This window comes from Mesorhizobium sp. B2-2-4 (genome assembly GCF_006442375.1).
In the GTDB taxonomy this organism is placed as follows: Bacteria; Pseudomonadota; Alphaproteobacteria; order Rhizobiales; family Rhizobiaceae; genus Mesorhizobium.
The window spans coordinates 25,274-47,851 of the sequence record NZ_VFWB01000021.1; the positions used below are offsets into that span (position 1 = coordinate 25,274).

Consider the following 22,578-nt stretch of genomic DNA (forward strand, 5'->3'; position numbering starts at 1 on the left):
GTTCCGTGCTGAATTGCTCCGGAGTGACGGGTGCTCCGGAGTGACGGGGCTTGGTATTTGCGGCCAAGTCCCGCCACCGGCCCAGATTTTCAGGGCGCCACTACCAATCGGCCTTTCATGTTGGGATGGAAGCGGCAGAAATAATCAACCGCTCCCGCCGTCTTGAGGGTCAGTTTTCCCTTCGCCTTCGGCGGGATCATCACCTCCCAGCCGCCCTTCACCGTGGCCGTGTGGGCGAATGCGTCCTTGTTCACCCACTCGATCGTGTCGCCGACCCTGGCCTCGACGCTTGCGGGCGAGAAGACGAGCTTGTCGATCGTCACCTCGATCGTCGCTGCCGGCGCCGGGCCGGCGGCAAGCACCAGCGCCAGCCAGGCAAGGAGCGGTCGGATCAGCACGGCCGCTTTCATTTCAACATGCCGGCGACATGTTCGGCATGCTGCTCATGCCCCTGGAAGATCTTGAGGCCGGTTTCGAGCAGGCTCTTCAGCTCGGCATTGCTGGCCGACGGAATGAGCAGGGTTTCGAGCGCTCCATTGACCTGCTTGTGGTAGGCCACCTCGTTTTCGATATAGGCCTTGTCGAAGGCAGCCCCTTTCAGCTTGGCGAGCTTGGCATGTTCCTCTTTCGCCGCCTTGGTCAGCGCCTGGCTGGTGGCATTGTCTTCCGGCTTCACCTTGAGCTTCTTGAGCAGGTCGAGCGCCTGCTTGTTCACCGCTTCGTGGTCGCGCTCCATGTCCTTGGCGAAATCGACGACTTCCTTGTTCTTGGATTTCTTGATTGCCTGCTTGGCCGCCTCGATGTCGATCATGTCGGCTGTGTAGGCGATGTGGGCGATCTGCGGGTCGGTCGGCTTGTCGGCAGCTTGCGCGAATGGGGCAGCGCCAAGCAGCAAGAGGGCGGCAAGCGCTGCGGTGTGTCTGATAAGCATGGCATCTCCTTCCGCCCGACAGCCTGGGCAGCGGGCTTCATCTGGGTTGACATTCATTGGATGAGGATGGCGCGGAAACGTTCCCGACAAATCGGCGAAAGATCTGGCTTTGAAGATCACCCCTCGAATCCGAGCCGCTTCATCACGGCCTGCGTCAGCCGTTCGCAGCGCCGGCCGGCGAAGGGGAAGGCGTCGAGCAGCACCGGCCCGATCTCGTCGTCCAGCGCCTTACGCAGCAAAGCGCGGGCGCGGTGCAGTCTCGTCTTGACGGTCTCTGGCCGCACGCCGAGCAGGTCGGCGGTCTCCTCGATGCTCAGCCCCTCGATGACGCGGGCTACGAAAACCGCGCGATAGGCGTCGGGCAGGCTGTCGGTCGCCCGCTCGACAAGCCCGAGGATCTGCCGCTGCGCCATCGTCCGCTCCGGATCGTCGCTTGGGTTGAGAGGAAACCGGATGATCTGCGCTTCCGGGTTTTCAGGCATGGCCACGGTTCGCCGTCCTTTGCGAAGCCGCCCGAGCGCCTCGTTGATGACGATGCGCGACAGCCAGGTGGAAAGCGAAGCATCGCCGCGATAGGTGCCGAGATTGGTAAAGGCCCTGACATAGGCCTCCTGCACGATGTCCTCGGCCTCGCCGTCGTTGCGCACCATGCCGCGCGCCAGTCGGTAGAGCCGCTGGTTGTTCAGCTTCATGATCTTGCGAAAGGCATCGCTGTCGCGGGCGAGTGCGCGGGCCACGAGCCGAAGCTCGTCCGTCGCTGTTGATGTTGCCGTCAGCGCGGGCATGTGTCCTCCATCGATCCTTGCACGAAAGATTGGATGCAGGTTTCGAAAAAAGGTTCCCGAAAAATCACGCCGGGCCGATCGCCTGGCTACCTATGCTAGCACTTTGGCCGGCTCCGTGCCGGTGTTTTGCATCCGCGCCGTCGCGGCCAGCAGATCGGTTTGCGTGATCAGCCCGAGGATGTGGTTTTTATCGTCGACGATGATGACGGCGTGACTGCGCCCGTCGGTCAGCACTGGCAGCAGCGCCATGGCGTTCGAGCCGGCAGTTGCGGTTGCCGCCGGCGAGATCACGGTTCCGACCGTGCCGGCCGCCAGTGTCAGTTCCCGCAAGCCCACGGTTCCGGCCAGCCTTGCCTCGGCATCCACCACCGGCAAGGTTCGTATGTTGTGGTCAAGCAGCAATTGGCGCGCAGCGGCGGCTGGCGTGTGCTCGTCCACCGAGATGACGTCGCGCGACATGATGTCTTGGCACCGCAACGTCGCGTGCTCGCGCACCATGGCCTGCAATTCGACCTGCCGCAGCAACCGGTCGAGATCGCCCCGATCGATGTCGAAGGTCTCGTCGAGCGCTCCAAGCGCGGCGTCGATGTCCTCGGAGCGAAAACCGACACGCAATTGCGCCGGCGGATCGATGGTGCCGTGACTGTTTACCGGCGCCGGGGCCGGCACGTGCGGGTAGTTGCGCCGGGCCAGCTTGTGGAAGCCGTAGCCAAGCGCCACCAGCAGCATCGAATTGACCGCCACGGGCACGAAAGGAAAAAGGAAGCCGGCGCTGATGACGGCTGGACCGCCGAACACCGCGGTCAATGCCGCCGCACCCCCGGGTGGATGCAGGCAGCGCGTGAACGACATTGCGGCGATCGCCAACGCTACCGCAATACCGGTGGCGAGCACCGGCTGGTGCACGAATTGCACCACGATCACGCCGACAAGCGCCGAGATCGTGTTGCCGCCGATGATCGACCAGGGCTGCGCCAGCGGGCTGGCGGGCACCGCGAACAACAGCACCGCCGATGCTCCCATTGGCGCCACCAGCAGCGGCACATGTGGCCCGCTACCCAGTGTGAGTCCGCTGATCGCGCCAGTCAGCGCAATGCCGATCATCGCACCGACGCAGGCGATGATGCGTTCGCGCAGCGTCGCGCCGGCAAGAATGGGAACAAAGAGGCGGAACGCCATGGGCAGGCTCTTGGTGCGGTGGCTGGGGAATGATTTCCGCTGCCGCAATGAAGCGGAAGCCGGCAATTTGGAAGTCAAACAAATCCGCAAAACTGCGGATGGGGAGAATAATATTGCCGACATGGCCGGACCGGGGCGCCGCGTGCAGCCCCGGTTTGCTCAATCGCGTCAAGGCCTTGCGGACGTTGCTGGTATCGGTCCGAGAGGTCGCGTCAGGCCGCTGCGGCGGCGGTGAGCCCGCGAAGAATATCGGTCATGAGGTCCTCGACATCCTCGAGGCCGATCTGGAGACGAATCAACGGCCCTTCATAGGGGCCCTTGGCAACGACGCGGTCGCCGAGCCAGACCGGCACGGCAAGGCTCTCGTAACCGCCCCAGGAGTAGCCGAGACCGAAGATCCGCAATGCGTCGAGGAACGCGTGCTGCTGTTTCTGGCCGCCGCCGGCAAGCACGATGGAGAAGATGCCGCTGGAGCCGGAAAAGTCACGTTTCCACAGCGCGTGGTCGGGATGGCTGGGAAGGCCAGGGTGGAGCACGCGCGCCACGCCCTTCTGGCCCTCCAGCCATGCCGCGATGGCGAGCGCGCTGCGCTGATGGTGATCGAGGCGCACCCCCATGGTGCGCAAGCCGCGCAGCACCTGGTAGACGTCGTCGGGTCCGGCGCAGCAGCCAAGCGTGCAGAAGCTTTCATACAGCTGTTTCCAGCAGGCCTCGGTGGCCGACACCGTACCCAGCAGCACGTCCGAATGACCGGCGGGATATTTCGTCGCCGCATGGATCGAGATGTCGACGCCATGGTCGAGCGGACGGAAATAAAGCGGCGTCGCCCAGGTATTGTCCATCATGACGATGGCACCGGCGGCGTGCGCGGCCTTGGCGATGGCTGGTATGTCCTGCACCTCGAACGTGTTTGAGGCCGGCGATTCCGTGAACACCACCTTGGTGTTCGGCTTGATCAAGGCGGCGATGCCCGCGCCGATGCCGGGAGCATAATATTCGACCTCGACGCCGAGCCGCTTCAGCATTGTGTCGGCGAAGTTGCGCGTCGGATGATAGACGCTGTCGACGATCAGCAGGTGGTCGCCCGCCGAAACGAAGGCAAGCAGCGGCACCGTCACCGCCGCCAGGCCCGACGGGACCACGATCGTGCCGGCCGACCCCTCCAGCGCGTCTATGGCCTGGGCCAAGGCGTCGGTGGTCGGTGTGCCGCGCGTGCCGTAGGTGTATTTCTGGTCCCGTCCAGCCATCGAGGCGGCATTGCGGAACAGCACCGTGGAGGCGTGCACGACAGGCGGATTGACGAAGCCGAAATAGTCGTGCGGGTTGTTGCCCGAATGGGCAAGCCGCGTGTTGATGCCTATTTTGCCAGTCACCGGCTCGTTGCCGTCTTTTGCCATTCGTCGTCGCCTTTTTTGGTAAGCCGCTAGCCATAGTGCGGCGACATGGACCGCGCAACAGCCGGCTTTCGCCAGGACCCCGACTTCGAATGTGCCAATTGCCGAGCCGCCGCAGGCCGACTGCAAGCGGCAATGCCGGCGGCCAGAAAGCCCGCCGCCGGCAGCGGCATGCGTCGCCTGATAGCGCAAAGCGCACCTTCACCATGACCCAGACCAGCCAGAGGGCGCAGACATCGGCACGCAACCGGCCGGCAGAGCACAGTAACGCAGAGTAATCCCGGCGGATGGACTTTTTGCGGACAGAGCGCAGCCTGTCGTAGGGCGAGCTTCGCCGGCTTTATTCGCGCTTCTGACTAAATTGCGGGCGCGTTTGTCTGCGATTCAGGCAATTGCGGCAAACGATTTTCAAACCCATCTGAATTCGGTCATTTTCCTTGACCTCACAGGAATTATCGCCTTCGATGCTGTTCGTGAATGGGAGGCGGCGCGTCGACTGCGATGCGGAGTTCCGGAAATGGGCCGGAACGAAAAGCTGCGTTCACGCGGGAAAAAAAGATCAGGTTTGCCTGAAAACAGAAAAGGGTCTGTGGGTCATGAAACACATTGCAATCGGCATCCTTGGAGCCGCCGCGCTTGGAGCCGTGGCTTCAACGGCTTCAGCCACCACGCTCGACACGGTCAAGCAGAAGGGCTTCATCCAGTGCGGCGTGTCGACGGGCCTGGCCGGCTTCTCGGCGCCGGACGACAAGGGTGACTGGCAAGGCATCGATGCCGATTTCTGCCGCGCCGTGGCGGCCGCCGTCTTCGGTGACGGCTCCAAGGTCAAGTTCACGCCGCTCAGCGCCAAGGAGCGCTTCACCGCGCTGCAGTCGGGCGAGATCGACATCCTGTCGCGCAACACCACCTGGACCATTAACCGCGACACGGCACTTGGCCTGAACTTCATCGGCACCACCTACTATGACGGCCAGGGCTTCATGATCAACGCCAAGAAGCTGCCGGGCGTCAATTCGGCGCTTCAGCTGTCCGGCGCCGCCGTCTGCGTGCAGAGCGGCACCACCACCGAGCTCAACCTCGCCGACTACTTCAAGGCGAACAAGATGGAGTATAATCCGGTCGTTTTCGAGAAGCTCGAAGAGGTCAACGCAGCCTATGACGCCGGCCGCTGCGACGTCTACACCACAGACCAGTCGGGCCTTTACGGCATCCGCCTGACGCTGGGTGCGCCGGCCGATCACGTCGTGCTGCCGGAGATCATCTCCAAGGAGCCGCTCGGACCGGCAGTGCGCCAGGGCGACGACCAGTGGTACCATATCGTCAAGTGGACCTATTTCGCGCTGCTCGATGCCGAGGAACTCGGCATCACCAAGGCCAATGTCGACGAGATGAAGAACTCGGCCAGCCCTGAGATCAAACGCGTGCTCGGCCAGGAAGCCGACACCAAGATCGGCACCGATCTCGGCGTCTCCAACGACTGGGTCGTCAACATCGTCAAGGCGGTCGGCAATTACGGCGAAATGTTCGACCGCAATGTCGGCTCGGGCAGCCCGCTGAAGATCGCCCGCGGCATCAACGCGTTGTGGACCAAGGGCGGCCTGCAATACGCTCCACCGATCCGCTGATCGAAATGTGATCCGGAAGGCAGAACCATCTGCCTTCCGGTTTCTCTTTCACAGGGGACGGTGATATGGCATCGCAGGAAGTCCTTCGCGAGGATACAAGTCGCGGCTCCTTTATCAACGACCCGAAAGTCCGCAGTCTCTTCTTCCAGACACTGGTCGTCGTCGTTCTGTTCGGCTCTGTCTGGTGGATCGTGCAGAACGTCATCGACAATCTGCAGCGTCTTCACATCGCCTCCGGTTTCGGCTTCCTCAGGGGCCGCGCCGGATTCGACATCTCGGACACGCCGATCGCCTACACGTCCGATTCGACCTACGGTCGCGCCATCATTGTCGGCCTGATCAACACCATCATCGTCGCCGTGGCCGGCATCGTCACCGCGACCATTATCGGCTTCGTCATCGGCATCGGCCGGCTGTCGCAGAATTGGCTGATCCGCAAGATCTGCACGGTCTATGTCGAGATCTTCCGCAACATCCCGCCGCTGCTGGTCATCTTCTTCTGGTATTCGGGCGTGCTGGCCGTGTTGCCGCCGCCGCGCGAGAGCTATAACCTGCCTTTCGGTTCCTTCCTCAACCAGCGCGGTTTCTATTTCCCGCGCGCCGTCTGGGGCGAGGGCTCATGGCTGATCTTCGTGGCGCTCATCGTGGGTATCGCCATGGCCTGGTTCGTCGCCCGCAAGGCGCGCCAGCGGCAGATGGCGACGGGTCAGCAGTTTCCCGTGTTCTGGACGTCCGTCGCGCTGATCGTCGGCCTGCCGCTGCTCGCCTATGCGCTGAGCGGCTTTCCGCTGAGCTTCGATTTTCCGAAACAATCGACCTTCAACCTGACCGGCGGCTTCCAGGTCAAGCCGGAGTTCCTGTCGCTCTATCTGGCGCTGTCCTGCTACACGGCGGCCTTCATCGCCGAGATCGTGCGGGCCGGCATCAGGGGTGTCAGCAAGGGCCAGACCGAGGCCGCCGCCGCACTTGGCCTGCGCTCGGGATCGATCCTGCGGCTGGTCGTGGTGCCGCAGGCCATGCGCATCGTCATCCCGCCGTTGACCAGCCAGTATCTCAACCTGACCAAGAACTCTTCGCTGGCCATCGCCATCGGCTATCCGGACCTGACGGCGACCGCCGGCACGGTGCTCAACCAGACCGGCCAGGCGGTCGAGGGCGTGCTGATCATGATGATCGCCTATCTCATACTCAGCCTGGTGACCTCGGCCGTGATGAACGTGGTCAATGCCAGAATGGCGTTGGTGGAAAGGTAGGGCCATGCAGGAACACGACATGTCCTGGGTGCGCACCGAAATGGCCCTGGCGGAGGCGGCGCCGATCAGCGAGCGTGGCCTGTATGCCTGGGTCCGCAAGAACCTCGTCGGTTCGGTCGGCGACACCATCCTCACCATACTCGGCATCATCATCGTCGCCTGGGTCCTGCCGCAGGTCATCAACTGGGCCTTCATCAATGCCCAGTGGACCGGGCCGGACCGGACCGTCTGCGCGACAGTGGCGCAGGGCGGCATCCAGCCCGATGGCTGGAGCGGCGCCTGCTGGGCCTTCGTCAACGCCAAGTTCGGCCAGTTCATGTTCGGCACCTATCCGGTCGAGGAGCGCTGGCGGCCGATCCTGGTCGCCATCCTGTTCGCGGCGCTGCTGGTGCCGATGCTGGTCCCCAGCGTGCCGCGCAAGGGCCTGAACGCCATCCTGCTTTTCCTCGTGCTGCCGATCGTCGCCTTCTTCCTTCTGGTCGGCGGCGTGTTCGGCCTGCCGCATGTCGAGACGTCGCGGTGGGGCGGACTGCTGATCACGCTCAGCCTCTCCTTCGTCGGCATCGCCGTGTCGCTGCCGCTGGGCACCGTGCTGGCGCTCGGCCGGCGCTCCAAGATGCCGATCGTCAAGATGCTGTGCATCATCTTCATTGAAGCTGTGCGCGGTATCCCGCTGATCACAGTGCTGTTCTTCGTCAGCGTCATGCTGCCGCTTTTCCTGCCCGCCGGCGTCACCTTCGACAAGTACCTGAGGGCTCTGATCGGCGTGTCGCTGTTTGCCGCCGCCTATATGGCGGAAGTGGTGCGCGGCGGCCTGCAGGCGATCCCCAAGGGCCAATACGAGGGCGCCGATTCGCTCGGCCTCGGCTATTGGCAGAAGATGGGACTGATCGTGCTGCCGCAGGCGCTGAAGCTGGTCATTCCCGGCATCGTCAACACGTTCATCGGCATGTTCAAGGACACCAGCCTGGTCCTCATCATTTCGATGTTCGACCTGCTCGGCGTCGTCAAGCAGAACTTCTCGGACGCCAACTGGGCGACGCCGCAGACCGCGAAATCCGGTCTCGTGTTCGCCGCCTTCGTGTTTTGGCTGTTCTGCTTCGGCATGTCGCGCTATTCAATGTATACGGAACGCCGGCTCGACACCGGTTACAAACGATAAAAAGGGGATTGGTTCATGGCCACCGAAAACGCCGTCAGCGCGGAAGAGATCAAGGTCAATGCCGCGAAGATGCACATCTCGACCACCGATGTCGCCATCGACATCATCGCCATGCACAAATGGTATGGCGAGTTCCATGTGCTGAAGGACATCAACCTCAAGGTGATGCGCGGCGAGCGCATCGTCATCTGCGGCCCGTCCGGCTCCGGCAAGTCCACCATGATCCGCTGCATCAACCGGCTCGAAGAACACCAGAAGGGCAAGATCTTCGTCGACGGCAAGGAATTGACCAACGATCTCAAGAAGATCGACGAGGTGCGCCGAGAGGTCGGCATGGTGTTCCAGCACTTCAACCTGTTCCCCCACCTGACCATCCTGGAGAACTGCACGCTGGCGCCGATCTGGGTCCGCAAGACCCCGAAGAAACAGGCCGAGGAGATGGCCATGCATTTCCTCAAGCGCGTCAAGATCCCCGAGCAGGCCAACAAATATCCGGGCCAGCTCTCCGGCGGTCAGCAGCAGCGCGTGGCGATCGCCCGTTCGCTGTGCATGAACCCGCGCATCATGCTGTTCGATGAGCCGACCTCGGCACTCGACCCGGAAATGATCAAGGAAGTGCTGGAGACCATGGTTAGCCTTGCCGAGGAAGGCATGACCATGCTGTGCGTCACCCACGAAATGGGCTTCGCGCGGAAAGTCGCCAACCGGGTGATCTTCATGGATCAGGGCCAGATCGTCGAGCAGAACACGCCGGCCGAGTTCTTCGATCACCCGCGCCACGAGCGCACGAAGCTGTTCCTGTCGCAGATATTGCACTGAGCGCTGCCTCGTCGAAATGGAAGGAGCCCGGCCGCGCCACGGTCGGGCTTTTTCACATTTGGCCGATCGGATCGTTTCGATTGAGACATGATGGAATCGCAAGAACTATGCCCGGATGAGAAAACGCCTTCGTTTCCTGGCCGTGCTGGTGGCCGCGGTGGTGCTGGTCGCGGCACTCGGCACGCTGGTGCCACGACCACTCTGGCCGGCTGCCGCGGCCGGCGAGGGCGTCAGGCACATTCTGGTGCTGAGCAATCCGATCCACACCGACATCGCCATTCCCGTCGATGATGGCGTGCGCCGGCGTTTTCGCTTCCTCGCGGCTGCCGGCCAGCCTTCCGATGCGCCCGAGGTGCGCTACATCGTCTTCGGCTGGGGCGGCCGCGCCTTCTACCTGGAGACGCCGACCTGGTCGCAGCTGAAGGCGATGCCCGTATTCAAGGCCCTGACGCTTGACGCTTCAGTGATGCATGTCGAGGTCGCCGGCGATATCTCCGGACCCGATGTCGCCGGCTTCGACATCCCGGAAGACCGCTTTGCGGCATTGCTCGACTTCATCGATGCGAGTTTTCAGCAAGGACCAGGCGGGCCGATCGTCATCGCCAGGGCCGCCTATTCCGATTTCGACCGCTTCTATGAGGCGAACGGCCATTTCAATGCGCTGGCCGGCTGCAACACCTGGACGGCCGCCGCCTTGCGAACCGCCGGCCTGCGGACCGGTTGGTGGAACCCGCTGCCGGTCTCGCTTGGGTGGTCGTTGAAGCTGTATAATGGTAGGTAGCGCAGATAACGCCAACGCCTCGTTCGAGTTCTAGGCCCGCCACCCATAAAGCCAGTCCAAATCCGCAGCGAGCTTCTCCGGCGCCCGCACTTTCAGGAAAAGGTTGCGCGCCAACGCCACCGGACCCCAGGCATGCCAGGCAAGGCGGTTGAGGGCGCCGCGACGTGCCACTCTCACGACGCGCGGCCGGCGCAGGCCTTCCCAGATTTGAAGACTTCCGGCCAGGTCGGCACGGGAGGCGCCCATGACGTCGGCAAGCGTGGCGGCATCCTCGATGGCCATCGCGGCGCCCTGTGCCGCGAACGGCGTCATGGCATGCGCCGCGTCGCCGACCAGTGCGATGCGGCCCGACCTTACCCATGGCGGCTTCTGATCGACCGTATGGACCGGCCAGGCCGCCCAAGGGCCGGCCAACTCCGCAAGCCTTGCCAGCGCCGGCGTGGTGCGGCGCATGGCGCCGGCCAGGATTGCGGGATCGGCATGGCCGGACCAGCCTTCGGCGATACGCTCGCCCCTGGTGAAAGCGACGAGGTTGATGGCGCTGCCCTTGCTGACGGGATAGGCGACCATGTGAAAGCCGGGATGCAGGAAGGTGGTGACGCAGTCCGGCGCACCGATCTCTGCAAAAGCTTGCCCGGCAGGACTGTCTGCGCTGACGGTTGCCCGCCAGGCCAGTTCGCCGGAGAAGTGGCTTTTCGCAAGCCTGGTTTTCCTTCCTTGGTCGGCAAGTCCGCGCACCGACGACCAGACGCCATCGGCGCCGACCAGAAGGAAACCTTCCGCCGCGACGAGCCTGCCACCCACATCGGCTGCCGCGGTGATGCCTGAACTGCTGATCGTGACGCTGTCAAGGCGCGCGCCGGTGGCGAGATGAACATCGGGCATGGCAGCCACGCGCGCCATCAGCGCGTTTTGCAGGTCCGCTCGATGCGCCACGAGGTAGGGCGCACCCCAGCGCGCCTCGCCTGCTCGTCCAAGAGGCACGCGCGCCAGTTCGCCCAAGGTTGCCGCATCCTTCAGCACCACGGCTTCCGGCCTGACGGCATTGGGAAGAAGTGCGTCGAGTACGCCGAGCTCACGCAGGATGCGTGTCGCGTTGGGCGAAAGCTGGATGCCGGCGCCCGCCGCTTCGAGGCGCTGCGCCTGTTCGAAGATCCGCACGGTATAGCCGCGCTCGGCGAAAGCCAGTGCCGCGGTCAGCCCGGCAATACCCGCCCCGGCGATGATGACTTGCCGGGACTGTGCGTCTGCCATTGGCCCGGCCCGCTGGAGGTCAGGCGGCCTGATCGATGTAGAGGCAGCCGGCCGGCAGCGTTTCCATCGCCGTCAGCTTCGGCGAATAGCGGTAGAGCGTCGAGCAGTAGGGGCAGACCTTCTCATTGTCGTCGCCCATGTCGAGAAACACATGCGGATGGTCGAAAGGCGGGTTGGCGCCGGTGCACATGAATTCCTTGACTCCGATATCGATCGCCGGATGGCCCGCATCGTTCTGGAAATGGGGAATGGAACCGCCTGCCATCGTCGTCTCCTTTAGCGCAGTCTGTTCAGCGTTTGGATCATAACCGGTCTGTTTGCAAGTTCGATGAAATGAAACTGTCGCAAAAGCCTGTCAGAGGATAAGTTAAGCCGGTTAACCGGCTGGAGCATCGCAGCCAGGCGCAACAGCCTGGGCGCCGCCCGAAAAAGCGGCGAAGCAACCAGACGTGGGAAGAGCAGGAACCATGAACGAACTGAAGCCGGTCCAGAGCGAATTCATCAATGCCGAAGTGGCAAGCCCGGAAGGCAATCCGGATCGTTTCGTCAATCGCGAGTTCTCCTGGTTGCAGTTCAACCGCCGCGTGCTCGAGGAATCGCAGAACACAAACCATCCGCTGCTGGAGAGGGTACGTTTCCTGTCGATCTCCGCGGCCAATCTCGATGAGTTCTTCATGGTGCGCGTCGCCGGTCTGGCCGGCCAGGTTCGCGAAGGCATCGTGTTGAGAAGCCCGGACGGGCGTACCCCCGAACAGCAGCTCGAACAGCTGCTTCGCGAGGTCGAACGGTTGCAGGAAGACCAGCAGAAGAGCCTTTCGGCGCTGACCGTGCTGCTCAACAAGGAAGGCATCGAGAGCATCACCCGCGACGCGCTGACCAAGGACGAGAAGGCCTGGCTGGAGGAGCACTTCCAGGACCAGGTGTTTCCTGTTCTCACGCCATTGTCGATCGACCCGGCGCATCCGTTCCCGTTTATCCCCAATCTCGGCTTCTCGATGGCGCTGCAGCTTCGCCATCGCAAGAATGGCGAGGAGATGAGCGCGCTCTTGCGCCTGCCGGTGGCGCTGAAGCGCTTCATCCGCCTGCCGGACCGCAAGCACCATGTCCGCTTCATCCCGCTGGAAGAGGCGGTCGGCCTTTACATCGGCAAGTTGTTCCCGGGTTACGAGGTCAAGGGCTCCGGCACGTTCCGCATCATCCGCGACAGCGATATCGAGGTCGAGGAGGAATCGGAAGATCTCGTGCGCCTGTTCGAGACCGCGCTGAAGCGCCGCCGCCGCGGCTCCGTCATTCGCATCGAGTTCGACATGCTCATGCCGGCCGAACTGCGCGAATTCGTCGCCGGCGAACTCGGCGTCTCGTCGAGCCGCATCAGCGTCCTGACCGGCCCGCTGGCGCTCAGCCAGATTTCGGAGATCGTCGCCGTTGCCCGCGACGACCTCAAATTCACGCCCTACAATCCGCGTTTCCCCGAGCGCATCCGCGAGCATGGCGGCGATTGCTTCGCCGCTATCCGCGAGAAGGACATCATCGTCCACCACCCCTACGAATCCTTCGACGTGGTGGTTCAGTTCCTGCGTCAGGCGATGGCCGACCCGGAAGTGGTGGCGATCAAGCAGACGCTTTACCGCACCTCCAACGACAGCCCGATCGTGCGTGCGCTGGTCGACGCGGCCGAGGCCGGCAAGTCGGTGACGGCCCTGGTCGAACTCAAGGCCCGCTTCGACGAGGAGGCCAACATCCGCTGGGCGCGCGACCTCGAGCGCGCCGGCGTCCAGGTCGTGTTCGGCTTCCTCGAGCTCAAGACCCACGCCAAAATGTCGCTGGTGGTGCGGCGCGAGGACGGCAAGCTGCGCAATTATGTGCATCTGGGCACCGGCAATTACCATCCGGTGACCGCGCGCATCTACACCGACCTGTCCTTCTTCACCACCGATGCAACGATCGCACGCGATGTCGCCCAGCTTTTCAACTTCATCACCGGCTATGCCGAGCCGACCGCCGAAATGCGGCTGGCGATCTCGCCCTTCACGCTGAGGAACCGTATCCTGCAGCACATTTCCGATGAGGTCGCCCACGCGCTCGAGGGAAGGCCGGCGCGCATCTGGATGAAGATGAACGCGCTGGTCGATCCGATCATCATCGACGCGCTCTACGACGCCAGCCGAGCGGGCGTCGAGATCGACCTGGTCGTGCGCGGCATATGCTGCCTGCGGCCGCAGGTGCCGGGCCTGTCGGAAAACATCAGGGTCAAGTCGATCGTCGGCCGTTTCCTCGAGCACAGCCGCATCTATTGCTTCGGCAATGGCCACGGCCTGCCGTCGGACGAGGCCGTCGTCTACATCTCCTCGGCCGACCTCATGCCGCGCAACCTCGACCGCCGCGTCGAGACCATGGTGCCGATCACCAACCCAACTGTGCATGAACAGGTGCTGGGCCAGATCATGCTCGGCAACATCATGGACAATCAGCAAAGTTTCGACGTATTGGCTGATGGAACCTCCCGGCGCGTCGTGCTCGAGGAGGGCGAGGAGCCGTTCAACGCACAGGAATATTTCATGACCAATCCGAGCCTGTCGGGACGGGGTGATGCGCTGAAATCGCATGCGCCGAAGCGGATCGCGCAATTCAAGCGCCGCAAGAAGAACGCCGCCGCCTGATGCTGTCCGATTCCCAGGGCCGGCTGCAGGATCGCCGACCGCTGTCCATCATCGACATCGGCTCGAATTCGATCCGCCTTGTCGTCTACGAGGGGCTGGCGCGCTCGCCGACCATGCTGTTCAACGAAAAGATGCTGGCGGGCCTCGGCCGCGGCATCGTGTCGACGGGAAAGCTCGACCCCGAGGGCGTGACACGGTCGATGGAGGAGTTCCGCCGTTTCCGCGCGCTCTCCGACCAGGCCGGTGCCGAGCACATGTACGTGCTGGCGACCGCCGCCGCCCGCGAGGCCGTCAACGGCCCCGATTTCATCCACCGCGCCGAAGACGTGCTCAAGACCGAGATCCGCGTGATCAGCGGCCGCGAGGAAGCCTACTATTCCGCGCTCGGCGTCATCTGCGGCTTTCATCCGGCCAACGGTATCGCGGGTGACCTCGGCGGCGGCAGCCTTGAACTGGTCGACGTCAATGGCGAAGCGATCGGCGACGGCATAACGTTGCCGCTGGGCGGCCTGCGCCTCCAGGATATGGCCAAGAACTCCCTCACGCAGGCAGCGAAAATCGTGCGCGACGAGCTGGGGCGGGCGAAGCTGCTCAAAGGCGGGCAAGGCAGGCCTTTCTATGCCGTCGGCGGCACCTGGCGAAATCTCGCCCGGCTGCACATGGAGATGACCAACTATCCGCTTGGCGTCATGCACCACTACGAGATCGGCGTCGAAAGTGCCGCCAATTTCCTGCGGCAAGTGGCGAAAGGCGAGATCGAGAAGATCAAAGGCATCGAGGGCGTTTCGAAGAACCGCCGCTCGCTCCTGCCTTACGGTGCCATCGTGCTGCAGGAGATCATGGCGGCGATGCAGCCGTCGAAGATCATCGTCTCGGCGCTCGGCGTGCGCGAAGGCTTCCTCTATTCGCTGCTCGACCAGGCCGAGCAGAAGGCCGATCCGCTGATCTCGGCATCGGAGGAACTCGCCCGGCTGCGCTCGCGCTCGGTCACCCATGCGCATGAACTCGTCGACTGGACGGCCAAGACCTTTGCCGCTTTCGGCATCGACGAGACCGAGGACGAGGCGCGCTACCGCCACGCGGCGGCATTGCTGGCCGACATCGGTTGGCGCGCGCATCCCGAATATCGCGGCAAGCAATCGCTCAACATCATCGCCCACGCCTCCTTTTTCGGCGTGGACCACCCTGGCCGCGCCTACCTGGCGATGGCCAACGCCTATCGGCACGACGGCATCTTCAACGAAGCCATCGCGCCCGAAATCAAGGCGCTGGCGACACCGCGCTATCTGGAGCGAGCGCGGGTGCTGGCGGCATCGATGCGCGTCGTCTACCTGCTGACCGCCTCGATGCCCGGCGTCATGCCGAGACTGAAATGGGAGCAGCGCGGCAATGGCGTGCTGGCGCTGGTCTTGCCGGCATCGCTGGCAGATCTCTATGGCGAGCGCCCGGCCGGGCGCCTGGCGCAACTGGCGCGAATTACCGGCCGCCGCCTGGTACTGGCGGTCGAAGGTGGGCCGAGCGTTTCGGTGAAATAGGTACGGCCTACCAGAGCGTGAGTTATCTGATCCACGCCGATATTGACCAACTCAATCGCGCCACTTGTTCAGCGGCTTCGTGTTTGAAGACCGGCTTCCCCCACTCCGTCTTGGCTTCGCCAAGCCACCTCTCGCCCGTCGATCGGGGGAGAGGTGTCGAGCGCAGCTCGACGGAGTGGGGGTCGACTTGACACGGGCGTTGGCTTGGCTCGGGCATTGAGAGTCCAACCCGGGGCATTTGTCTGGTTGGTTCCGGGCCTGCCCTTGGATTTAGGCGATATCAAACAGCAGCCCGCCCGTCGACCGACCAGGCGCCGGCGCCGGCCATGGCGAGCGCCAGAAAGCCGCCCGATATCGCGATGTCCTTCATCAGCATCTGCTGGTGCAAGAAGGCAAGCGTCGCATCATCGGCGCCCTGGCCGTAATGGCCGATGAAGCCGGCAACGATGCAGAAGGCGGCCAAAAGCAGAGCCACGATCCGGGTCTGGAAGCCGATGAGTATCAGCAGTCCGGCGATCAGCTCGAACAGGCCCGTGCCCCACGCGGCGAGCCCCGGGAGCGGCAGGCCAAGGCCGGCGAAATAGCCCGATGTGCCGGCAATGTCGGCGAGCGCATGGAAGCCTGACGGTACGAACAGCGCGGCAAGCAGCAGCCGCGAAGCCAGAAGCAGTGCGTTGCGAGGCATGGTCACCTCCGTTGTCGGTTGGCCGGTTTGGGCCTTTACCCACCCGGACCGATCGATCCTACCACCAATGCCCCGGCAAATCCGGGCGCTGAATTGAGGCTTCTGGACCGACAACGAAACAGTGGCGCGGAAAATTCCGCGCCACTGCTGTCAAAGACGGGGGAGGGAAGTTCAGCCGCGCTTGGCGTCGACCGAATAGGCGCCGGCGCCTGAGGAAGCCAGCACGAGGAAGCCGCCGGTGATCGCCAGGTTCTTCATGAAGTTGATCATCTGCATCTGGTCGGCCCAGCCGGTGTGGGCGACCAGGGCCGTGGCGACGGTGAAGATCGCCAGCACCCAGGCGGCAATCCGGGTCTGGAAGCCGACGAGAATGGCCAGACCGCCGAGCAGTTCGATGAGGCCGACGACGATGGCCGTCACGGTCGGCAAGGGCAGGCCGAGGCCGCCGAAATAGGCCGCGGTGCCGGAAAGGGCGCTGAGCTTGCCGAAACCGGAAAGCAGGAAAATGACCGCGAGCAGGATGCGGCCGAGCAGGATCGTGACAGAACTGTTGGACGCGGTGCCGGTGCCGGCGAAGGAAGTGTTGGTGGACATGGTGGCTCTCCGAATGGGGTTGATCGCCCGTCAGATAGACCATGCTGACTGTTCACCAAAGCCGCCTGTCTGGCGACACATTGTTCACAGGACATACGTTTCCGTGAACCGGTGAAAACGGAAATTCGTGCCGGTCGATGCGGTGGCGGGAGCATATTTTCCCGCCGAAAAAGTGCCTTCACCCAGGATGGGTCATATCTTCCGGCCGCACGATCCGATCGTAATCGGCTTCGCTGACCAGCCCGGTGGCCAGCGCTTCCTCGCGCAGCGTGGTACCGTTCTTGTGCGCGGTCTTGGCGATCTTGGCGGCGTTGTCGTAGCCGATGGTGGGCGCAAGCGCCGTCACCAGCATCAGCGAGCGGTCGAGGGCCGCCTTGATGTTGTCTTCGCGCGCCTCGATGCCGACGACGCAATTGTCGGTGAAGGAGACCGAAGCGTCGGCGAGCAACTGCACCGATTGCAGGAAGTTGTAGGCCATCAGCGGGTTGTAGACGTTGAGCTCGAAATGGCCTTGGCTGCCGGCAAAGGTGAGCGCCGCATTGTTGCCGAACACCTGCACGCAGACCTGGGTCATCGCTTCGCACTGCGTCGGATTGACCTTGCCCGGCATGATCGAGGAACCAGGCTCGTTTTCCGGCAGCGACAATTCGCCAAGGCCCGAACGCGGGCCGGAACCGAGGAAGCGGATGTCGTTGGCGATCTTGAACAGCGCGGCGGCAGCGGCGTTGATGGCACCGTGCGAGAATACCATGGAATCATGGGCGGCGAGCGCCTCGAACTTGTTCGGCGCTGTGACGAAGGCGATGCCGGTGATGGCGGCGATGCGGTCGGCCACCCGCTCGGCGAAGCCGACGGGCGCGTTGAGGCCGGTGCCGACGGCGGTGCCGCCCTGCGCCAGTTCCTGCAGGCCGGGCAACGTCAGCTCGATGCGCTTGATCGACGAAGCGACCTGCGCGGCGTAGCCCGAGAATTCCTGGCCCAGCGTAAGCGGGGTGGCGTCTTGCGTGTGGGTGCGGCCGATCTTGATGATATGGTTGAACTCTCTGCTCTTGGCGGCAAGCGCCTTATGCAGGTGCTTCAGCGCCGGCAACAGGTCATGCACGATGCGTTCGGCGCAGGCGATGTGCATGGCGGTCGGGTAGGTGTCGTTCGACGACTGGCTCATATTGACGTGGTCGTTCGGGTGCACCGGCTTCTTGGAGCCCATGACGCCGCCCAGCATCTCGATCGCCCGGTTGGAGATCACCTCGTTGGCGTTCATGTTGGATTGCGTACCCGAGCCGGTCTGCCAGACCACCAGCGGGAAATGGTCGTTGAGCTTGCCGTCGATGACTTCTTGAGACGCTTCGACGATCGCCTTGCCGATCGCCGGATCGAGCCGCTTCAGCTCCATATTGGCTTCCGCCGCCGCCCGCTTGACGATGCCGAGCGCGCGCACGACGGATGCCGGCTGCTTTTCCCAACCGATCTTGAAATTGCCGAGCGAACGCTGCGCCTGCGCGCCCCAATAACGGTCGGCGGCGACCTCGATGGGACCGAACGTATCGGTTTCGGTTCTGGTCTTGGCAGCGCTCACGGCAAGTCTCCGGTCTGTCGATTTGGGCAACGGCGTATCGCGTTGCACAAAACGCATCAAGCGGAGATTGCGGGCGATGAAGATGCAAATCGGTTGAAGACGGAGCCAATCTCCCCGCTCGTGGGGAGATCGGCTGTCCCACTCATCCTGCCGTGTACCCGCCATCCACCGCGAAAATCCCGCCGCTGGTCCATGCCGCCTCGTCGCTGGCGAGATAGACCGCGATGCCGGCGAGGTCCTCAGGGCGGCCGATGCGGCCAAGCGGGTAGCTGCGCCGGACATAGGCCTCGAGCTCAACCTTTGCCTGCGCCGGCAGATTGTCGATGGTCCTGCGCCGCATGGCGGTGTCGACCGTGCCGGGCGCAATGGCGTTGACCCTGATGCCACGCGGACCGAGCTCGAAGGCGAGTGACTTGGTCAGCGAATTCAGTGCGCCCTTCGACAGGGAATAGAGGCTCGACGGCCGGTTGGGGATCATCTTACTGGCGAAGTAGGAGGAGATGTTGATCACCGATGCGCCGACCGGGAGATGCGGCAACAGCCCTTGCGTGAGGAAGAACGTGGCCGCCACATTGAGCGCGAAGGATTGCTGGAATTGGTCAATGCTGACAGTCTCGAACGGCACGAGATAGGCGACACCGGCATTGTTGACGAGGATGTCGAGCGGCCGGCCGGATTCTTTCACAAGCTCGACAGCCGCCGCGACGCCGGGGCTGGTGGCGAGGTCGGCCGACAGCGTTTCGACGGCACCGTTCGGATGGGAAGCCGTGAGTGTTTCGCGGGCCGCCTCGAGTTTTCCGATGTCGCGCCCGATGATCAGGACCTCGGCACCCTCACGCAAGAAGGCGTCCGCTATGGCAAGGCCGATGCCGTCCGAACCGCCGGTCACCAGCGCGCGTTTGCCGGAAAGTCTCATTGAACGCTCCAAGCCTGTTTGGTGACGAGAGCACCGCATATCGGCGGTCGAGGTCAAGCCGGCTGCCTATCCCATGGTATGAACTTCGGCTGCGGCCGGCGTCGGGGTCAACTGCCGGCGCTTGCATTCGCGAACTGGGCAGGGAGCAAGCGGGAATTTACGCCCCGCCTCGATGCCGGGGAGGTATAGCGGATCAGACGCCGCTTCCGCGCGGACTGGAGATCAGCAACAAAGCCGCGAGCGCGATGTCGCCGACAGGCGCATGGTTTCGGTTGGTCTGGCCAGGTCATGTCGGACGGCGTACGAAAAGGCCTGCCATGCAGGTGAGGCGGCAAGCGCGGTTTCATGCTGGGCCTGCGCTTCTTCGCCATCAAAACCCATCACACTGATGAAAACATTCTCACTCGCTCGCACCGGCAGGCGTGGAAAGCTGTTTTCCGCATGCTCCGTGACGAAAGCGGCGAGCAGCCGCGCACCGGGTGACGCCGTCATCGGCGCGACTTCGGGCTCGAAGCGGCTGGCGAACGCGGCCTCTGCGCCCGGCCGCAAATGATAAATCCGAATCACGACCATCCCTGACAGCGGCGTGCTTCTGCCTGGCTTTTCGTCGGCAGCCAAGCCCGCGCGCAATGCGCCGGAGAGATCGAAGCCAGCCCCGGTCCACGCAGGTTTGAGCAGCAGCACATCGTCGGAATCGATCATCGTGGCGTTGGCGGCATTGCGGTGCGCTGCCCATACCGGACCGTCATAGAAGGCGCTCAGGGCACGTTTGCGCGCCTCCATGTCCTCGAAACCGCGCAGCCAGACGAACATGTCGGGGCGATCGAGGTCCCTGAATTGGCCGATGATGGTCATCCCGGCCTCTTCCTGGCCTTCGATCAGCTTGCCGTCAAAGAGGTCGATAAGGGTATCGCGTTTGCCAGGTTTCAGCGTGTACTGCCGCAGTTCGACGACCGGGGAGGCGAGCGCTGCTGTCTCCGATGTGGCACTCAGGGGCAGGCTCATAAGCTCGTCTCCAAAAACAGGGTGATCATCCTGTTTTATAAAACAGACCGGTTGTCCTGTTTTGTCAATCTGCTAGCTTCTTTTTCTTCCCTCCTGGAGGGGCACGGTGGAGATTCCCGATGACAGGGCATGCCCAGAAGCGCACCAATGATCCCGAAGGCATGCGCAACAGAGTGCTCGATGCCGCGCAGGAGTCCTTTCAGGTACGCGGCTATCACGCGTCCAGTCTCGGCGATCTGATGGCGGCGGCGGGTGTCAGCGGCGGCGCGTTGCATCATCATTTCCCGACCAAGAAAGCGTTGGCGCTGGCGGTGATCGAAGAGCGTGTGGCCGCGGCGGTCGAAGAGACATGGATGGCGCCTTTGCGGGCGGCCGCTTCGGCGCGCGAAGGCGTGCGTGCAGCCTTCGAAGCCGTGGCGGCGGAACTTGAGCAACAAGGCTTCGTGCGCGGCTGTCCCCTCAACAACCTTGCACATGAACTGTCGTTCGTCGATGCCGAATTGCGCGCCGCCCTTGCCGGCATTTTTGCCGGCTGGCGCCAGGCGATCGCCGACAAGGTCCGGGCTGATCAGCAGGCGGGCAGGGAGCAGGACACCGACCCGCAGCGTTTCGCCGCCCTGGCCGTCGCGGCCTATTCCGGCGCGATGTCGATGGCCAAGACGGCGCAGGATGCCGGCATGTTGCGCGATTGCCTGGCGGGGCTGGAGCAGAATGTCGCCCAAGCTTCGCCCATGGCCGCAACGAGGCGGCGTCGCAGGATATTGCTGCCACCGGGAAACCTTTGATGCCGAGGACGGGAACGATCCCTACAACTCAGTTCCGTTCTGGGGGAGGGCAGCAGCCGTGGACCGGGCGCTGAACTTTACTGCTGACCGGTGTCCGTGCTGAACTTCAACCCATGATGAAGCGCTTCTCACCAAAATCGGTATCACGACGCCGTTTTCTGGCGCGGGCCGCCGGTCTTGCCACGGCCCTTGCGCTTCCACGCCCGGCGCTCGGCCAGACCGGGCAGCGCATTCAGCCTGTCGACGCCACCTTCCTGTTCATCGCCGATGTCCATGCCTGCCGCATGGCCAGCGGCTTGAGTCCCAATTGCCAGCAGGAAGGCAAGACCGACGCTGCCTTGCTGCGCAATGTGGCGGCTCTGAACGGCATTGGCGACAAGACATGGCCCGTCGAGATCGGCGGCGTCCCGACGGGCCTACGCTCCGCCGGCAGCCGAATCGGCACGCCGCTCGGCCTCGTCATCGGCGGCGACATGACCGACGATGGCGGTGGTCAGATCACCCAGCCGAGTGAAGGCACGCAATTGCTGCAATTCAGCCAGCGTTACCAGCAAGGCATGGGGCCTGACCGCGTGCATGTTCCAGTCTATGTCGGGCTCGGCAATCATGACCTCGACCAAAACGGCCCGCGGCATCACGTTGACTGGTACCGGCGCGAAATGCGCGACTATGTCGAAGTCAATCACCGTGCCGGCGTGTTCTTCAAGCCACCGGTTCCAGCCACCGACTACGATGTCGAGACCGACTGCTATGCGTGGGACTGGGGCGGGCTGCATCTCGTCCAGACCCACCGTTTCGCTGGCGACACCGGCCATGGCGCGGACAGCAGCCTGCCCTGGCTGAAGCAGGATCTGGCGACCTATGCGGCGGACGGCCGCCCGGTCATCCTGTTTCAGCATTATGGCTGGGATAATTTTTCGACTGAGCGATGGGATCCCGCCAAAAAGGCGTTCGACGACGACGGCAAGGGGCCGCCGCATTGGTGGAGCGATGCGGACCGTCAGGCACTGCTTGCGGCCCTGAAAGGCTACAACGTGATTGCCATCTTCCATGGCCATCAGCACGAGGTGCCGATGATCTATCAGCGCGACGGCCTTGATCTCTTCAAGCCAAAGGCGGCCTATATGGGGGGGTTCGCACTGGCGCGGGTCACCAATGATGGCATGGATGTCGTGCTGGGCGAAGCCAGCGACGATCACGGCGGGGTCACATTCACCAACGCCTTCAGCAAACCGTTCCAGACATGAAAGCCCGCAGCGGCCTTTTCGTCCCGGACGCTGACTGACGTCGACCTGGCAGTGCGCTCGGGCCTCGGCCTCCGCTACGAGATGCCGCCGATGATGACCGCCGCGATGTAGGGGCCGAAAGAAAACGCCCCTCGCACCTTTTATCGTGCGGGGGGCGTCTTTGCCGTTCGCTTTTCCTTCGATTGCTCTCGTGAATTGCTGACGACAACCATGAAACGTGCTTCGACCGAAATGGCTCCCGGCGCGTCCAGATTTTTTTAGGGCCGCTTTGTTCAGTGCCCGATTGGCGTGAACCGTCGCGGCGGGTGAGCCAAGAATGTCGGTAGCTAATCAAGTTGTCCGGTTTGGTAGCACATGATCTGTCCGCTTCTGTTTTGGCGTCGAAGCGGTTC

Annotated in this window: 21 protein-coding genes; 9 read left to right on the forward strand and 12 right to left on the reverse strand. The window is 63.3% G+C overall.

The window, feature by feature from the left end; translation table 11 throughout:
• Positions 1-89: 89 nt before the first annotated feature.
• From FJ959_RS30885 to FJ959_RS30905, 5 genes are all read right to left on the reverse strand, one after another.
• Entirely contained in the window at positions 90-410 is a 321-nt protein-coding gene (locus FJ959_RS30885) for a cupredoxin family copper-binding protein (protein ID WP_140494330.1), read from the reverse strand.
• Positions 407-931, reverse strand: a complete 525-nt coding sequence (locus FJ959_RS30890) for a DUF4142 domain-containing protein (protein ID WP_140494328.1) — start codon at positions 929-931, stop codon at positions 407-409. Before FJ959_RS30890 ends, FJ959_RS30885 begins: the two co-directional genes overlap by 4 nt.
• A 116-nt stretch (positions 932-1,047) precedes the next feature.
• Positions 1,048-1,716, reverse strand: a complete 669-nt coding sequence (locus tag FJ959_RS30895; RefSeq protein WP_140494326.1) for an RNA polymerase sigma factor — start codon at positions 1,714-1,716, stop codon at positions 1,048-1,050.
• Between the two features lie 90 nt (positions 1,717-1,806).
• Positions 1,807-2,895, reverse strand: coding sequence for an HPP family protein (locus FJ959_RS30900; RefSeq protein ID WP_140494324.1), 1,089 nt, complete (start codon positions 2,893-2,895; stop codon positions 1,807-1,809).
• 212 nt (positions 2,896-3,107) lie between these two features.
• A complete protein-coding gene (locus tag FJ959_RS30905; protein WP_140633839.1) occupies positions 3,108-4,292 on the reverse strand; it encodes a cystathionine beta-lyase in 1,185 nt (394 codons plus the stop codon).
• A 593-nt stretch (positions 4,293-4,885) separates the two neighbouring features.
• Here FJ959_RS30905 and FJ959_RS30910 point away from each other — a divergent pair.
• From FJ959_RS30910 to FJ959_RS30930, 5 genes are all read left to right on the forward strand, one after another.
• Positions 4,886-5,914 (forward strand): amino acid ABC transporter substrate-binding protein, encoded by a 1,029-nt coding sequence (locus FJ959_RS30910; RefSeq protein WP_140494320.1) that lies wholly within the window; start codon positions 4,886-4,888, stop codon positions 5,912-5,914.
• 65 nt (positions 5,915-5,979) lie between these two features.
• Positions 5,980-7,167 (forward strand): amino acid ABC transporter permease, encoded by a 1,188-nt coding sequence (locus tag FJ959_RS30915; protein ID WP_140494318.1) that lies wholly within the window; start codon positions 5,980-5,982, stop codon positions 7,165-7,167.
• Between the two features lie 4 nt (positions 7,168-7,171).
• Positions 7,172-8,329 (forward strand): amino acid ABC transporter permease, encoded by a 1,158-nt coding sequence (locus FJ959_RS30920; RefSeq protein ID WP_140565096.1) that lies wholly within the window; start codon positions 7,172-7,174, stop codon positions 8,327-8,329.
• A gap of 15 nt (positions 8,330-8,344) precedes the next feature.
• Positions 8,345-9,148: an amino acid ABC transporter ATP-binding protein gene (locus FJ959_RS30925; RefSeq protein ID WP_140494315.1), complete on the forward strand. Its 804-nt coding sequence runs from the start codon at positions 8,345-8,347 to the stop codon at positions 9,146-9,148.
• 115 nt (positions 9,149-9,263) lie between these two features.
• Entirely contained in the window at positions 9,264-9,929 is a 666-nt protein-coding gene (locus tag FJ959_RS30930) for a TIGR02117 family protein (RefSeq protein ID WP_140584477.1), read from the forward strand.
• A 30-nt stretch (positions 9,930-9,959) separates the two neighbouring features.
• On the opposite strand, the gene FJ959_RS30935 is transcribed toward FJ959_RS30930, so the two are convergent.
• Positions 9,960-11,183: an FAD-dependent monooxygenase gene (locus FJ959_RS30935; RefSeq protein ID WP_140633842.1), complete on the reverse strand. Its 1,224-nt coding sequence runs from the start codon at positions 11,181-11,183 to the stop codon at positions 9,960-9,962.
• 19 nt (positions 11,184-11,202) lie between these two features.
• Positions 11,203-11,448, reverse strand: a complete 246-nt coding sequence (locus tag FJ959_RS30940; protein WP_140494310.1) for a zinc-finger domain-containing protein — start codon at positions 11,446-11,448, stop codon at positions 11,203-11,205.
• A 202-nt stretch (positions 11,449-11,650) separates the two neighbouring features.
• Here FJ959_RS30940 and FJ959_RS30945 point away from each other — a divergent pair, with 202 nt between their 5' ends.
• Entirely contained in the window at positions 11,651-13,843 is a 2,193-nt protein-coding gene (locus tag FJ959_RS30945; RefSeq protein WP_140633845.1) for an RNA degradosome polyphosphate kinase, read from the forward strand.
• Positions 13,843-15,378, forward strand: coding sequence for an exopolyphosphatase (gene ppx / locus FJ959_RS30950; protein ID WP_140515513.1), 1,536 nt, complete (start codon positions 13,843-13,845; stop codon positions 15,376-15,378). Before FJ959_RS30945 ends, ppx begins: the two co-directional genes overlap by 1 nt.
• Positions 15,379-15,658: 280 nt before the next feature.
• On the opposite strand, the gene FJ959_RS30960 is transcribed toward ppx, so the two are convergent.
• The 5 genes from FJ959_RS30960 to FJ959_RS30980 all read right to left on the reverse strand — a co-directional run bounded on the left by FJ959_RS30960 (position 15,659) and on the right by FJ959_RS30980 (position 20,154).
• Positions 15,659-16,063: a DoxX family protein gene (locus FJ959_RS30960; RefSeq protein WP_140494304.1), complete on the reverse strand. Its 405-nt coding sequence runs from the start codon at positions 16,061-16,063 to the stop codon at positions 15,659-15,661.
• Positions 16,064-16,234: 171 nt separating this feature from the next.
• The gene (locus FJ959_RS30965) at positions 16,235-16,657 is read right to left on the reverse strand and encodes a DoxX family protein (RefSeq protein ID WP_140494302.1); all 423 of its coding nucleotides are present in this window, start codon (positions 16,655-16,657) and stop codon (positions 16,235-16,237) included.
• 178 nt (positions 16,658-16,835) lie between these two features.
• Positions 16,836-18,233: a class II fumarate hydratase gene (gene fumC / locus FJ959_RS30970; protein ID WP_140584480.1), complete on the reverse strand. Its 1,398-nt coding sequence runs from the start codon at positions 18,231-18,233 to the stop codon at positions 16,836-16,838.
• Positions 18,234-18,375: 142 nt separating this feature from the next.
• On the reverse strand, positions 18,376-19,149 hold the full coding sequence (locus tag FJ959_RS30975; protein WP_140584481.1) for an SDR family oxidoreductase: 774 nt from the start codon (positions 19,147-19,149) through the stop codon (positions 18,376-18,378).
• Positions 19,150-19,371: 222 nt separating this feature from the next.
• Positions 19,372-20,154 (reverse strand): NIPSNAP family protein, encoded by a 783-nt coding sequence (locus tag FJ959_RS30980; protein ID WP_140633847.1) that lies wholly within the window; start codon positions 20,152-20,154, stop codon positions 19,372-19,374.
• A 119-nt stretch (positions 20,155-20,273) separates the two neighbouring features.
• Between FJ959_RS30980 and FJ959_RS30985 the strand changes: the two genes are divergently transcribed.
• Together FJ959_RS30985 and FJ959_RS30990 are read left to right on the forward strand one after the other, a co-directional pair.
• Positions 20,274-20,939, forward strand: a complete 666-nt coding sequence (locus FJ959_RS30985; protein WP_140584482.1) for a TetR/AcrR family transcriptional regulator — start codon at positions 20,274-20,276, stop codon at positions 20,937-20,939.
• Between the two features lie 113 nt (positions 20,940-21,052).
• Complete coding sequence (locus FJ959_RS30990; RefSeq protein ID WP_140494294.1) at positions 21,053-22,186, forward strand: metallophosphoesterase; 1,134 nt, start codon at positions 21,053-21,055, stop codon at positions 22,184-22,186.
• Positions 22,187-22,578 lie beyond the last annotated feature (392 nt).

Bases quoted from the DNA above. Each gene is read 5' to 3' on its own strand.
- FJ959_RS30885 (WP_140494330.1), bottom strand. From the start codon at position 410: ATGAAAGCGGCCGTGCTGATCCGACCGCTCCTTGCCTGGCTGGCGCTG.
- FJ959_RS30890 (WP_140494328.1), bottom strand. From the start codon at position 931: ATGCTTATCAGACACACCGCAGCGCTTGCCGCCCTCTTGCTGCTTGGC.
- FJ959_RS30895 (WP_140494326.1), bottom strand. From the start codon at position 1,716: ATGCCCGCGCTGACGGCAACATCAACAGCGACGGACGAGCTTCGGCTC.
- FJ959_RS30900 (WP_140494324.1), bottom strand. From the start codon at position 2,895: ATGGCGTTCCGCCTCTTTGTTCCCATTCTTGCCGGCGCGACGCTGCGC.
- FJ959_RS30905 (WP_140633839.1), bottom strand. From the start codon at position 4,292: ATGGCAAAAGACGGCAACGAGCCGGTGACTGGCAAAATAGGCATCAAC.
- FJ959_RS30910 (WP_140494320.1), top strand. From the start codon at position 4,886: ATGAAACACATTGCAATCGGCATCCTTGGAGCCGCCGCGCTTGGAGCC.
- FJ959_RS30915 (WP_140494318.1), top strand. From the start codon at position 5,980: ATGGCATCGCAGGAAGTCCTTCGCGAGGATACAAGTCGCGGCTCCTTT.
- FJ959_RS30920 (WP_140565096.1), top strand. From the start codon at position 7,172: ATGCAGGAACACGACATGTCCTGGGTGCGCACCGAAATGGCCCTGGCG.
- FJ959_RS30925 (WP_140494315.1), top strand. From the start codon at position 8,345: ATGGCCACCGAAAACGCCGTCAGCGCGGAAGAGATCAAGGTCAATGCC.
- FJ959_RS30930 (WP_140584477.1), top strand. From the start codon at position 9,264: ATGAGAAAACGCCTTCGTTTCCTGGCCGTGCTGGTGGCCGCGGTGGTG.
- FJ959_RS30935 (WP_140633842.1), bottom strand. From the start codon at position 11,183: ATGGCAGACGCACAGTCCCGGCAAGTCATCATCGCCGGGGCGGGTATT.
- FJ959_RS30940 (WP_140494310.1), bottom strand. From the start codon at position 11,448: ATGGCAGGCGGTTCCATTCCCCATTTCCAGAACGATGCGGGCCATCCG.
- FJ959_RS30945 (WP_140633845.1), top strand. From the start codon at position 11,651: ATGAACGAACTGAAGCCGGTCCAGAGCGAATTCATCAATGCCGAAGTG.
- ppx (WP_140515513.1), top strand. From the start codon at position 13,843: ATGCTGTCCGATTCCCAGGGCCGGCTGCAGGATCGCCGACCGCTGTCC.
- FJ959_RS30960 (WP_140494304.1), bottom strand. From the start codon at position 16,063: ATGCCTCGCAACGCACTGCTTCTGGCTTCGCGGCTGCTGCTTGCCGCG.
- FJ959_RS30965 (WP_140494302.1), bottom strand. From the start codon at position 16,657: ATGTCCACCAACACTTCCTTCGCCGGCACCGGCACCGCGTCCAACAGT.
- FJ959_RS30975 (WP_140584481.1), bottom strand. From the start codon at position 19,149: ATGAGACTTTCCGGCAAACGCGCGCTGGTGACCGGCGGTTCGGACGGC.
- FJ959_RS30980 (WP_140633847.1), bottom strand. From the start codon at position 20,154: ATGAGCCTGCCCCTGAGTGCCACATCGGAGACAGCAGCGCTCGCCTCC.
- FJ959_RS30985 (WP_140584482.1), top strand. From the start codon at position 20,274: ATGACAGGGCATGCCCAGAAGCGCACCAATGATCCCGAAGGCATGCGC.
- FJ959_RS30990 (WP_140494294.1), top strand. From the start codon at position 21,053: ATGATGAAGCGCTTCTCACCAAAATCGGTATCACGACGCCGTTTTCTG.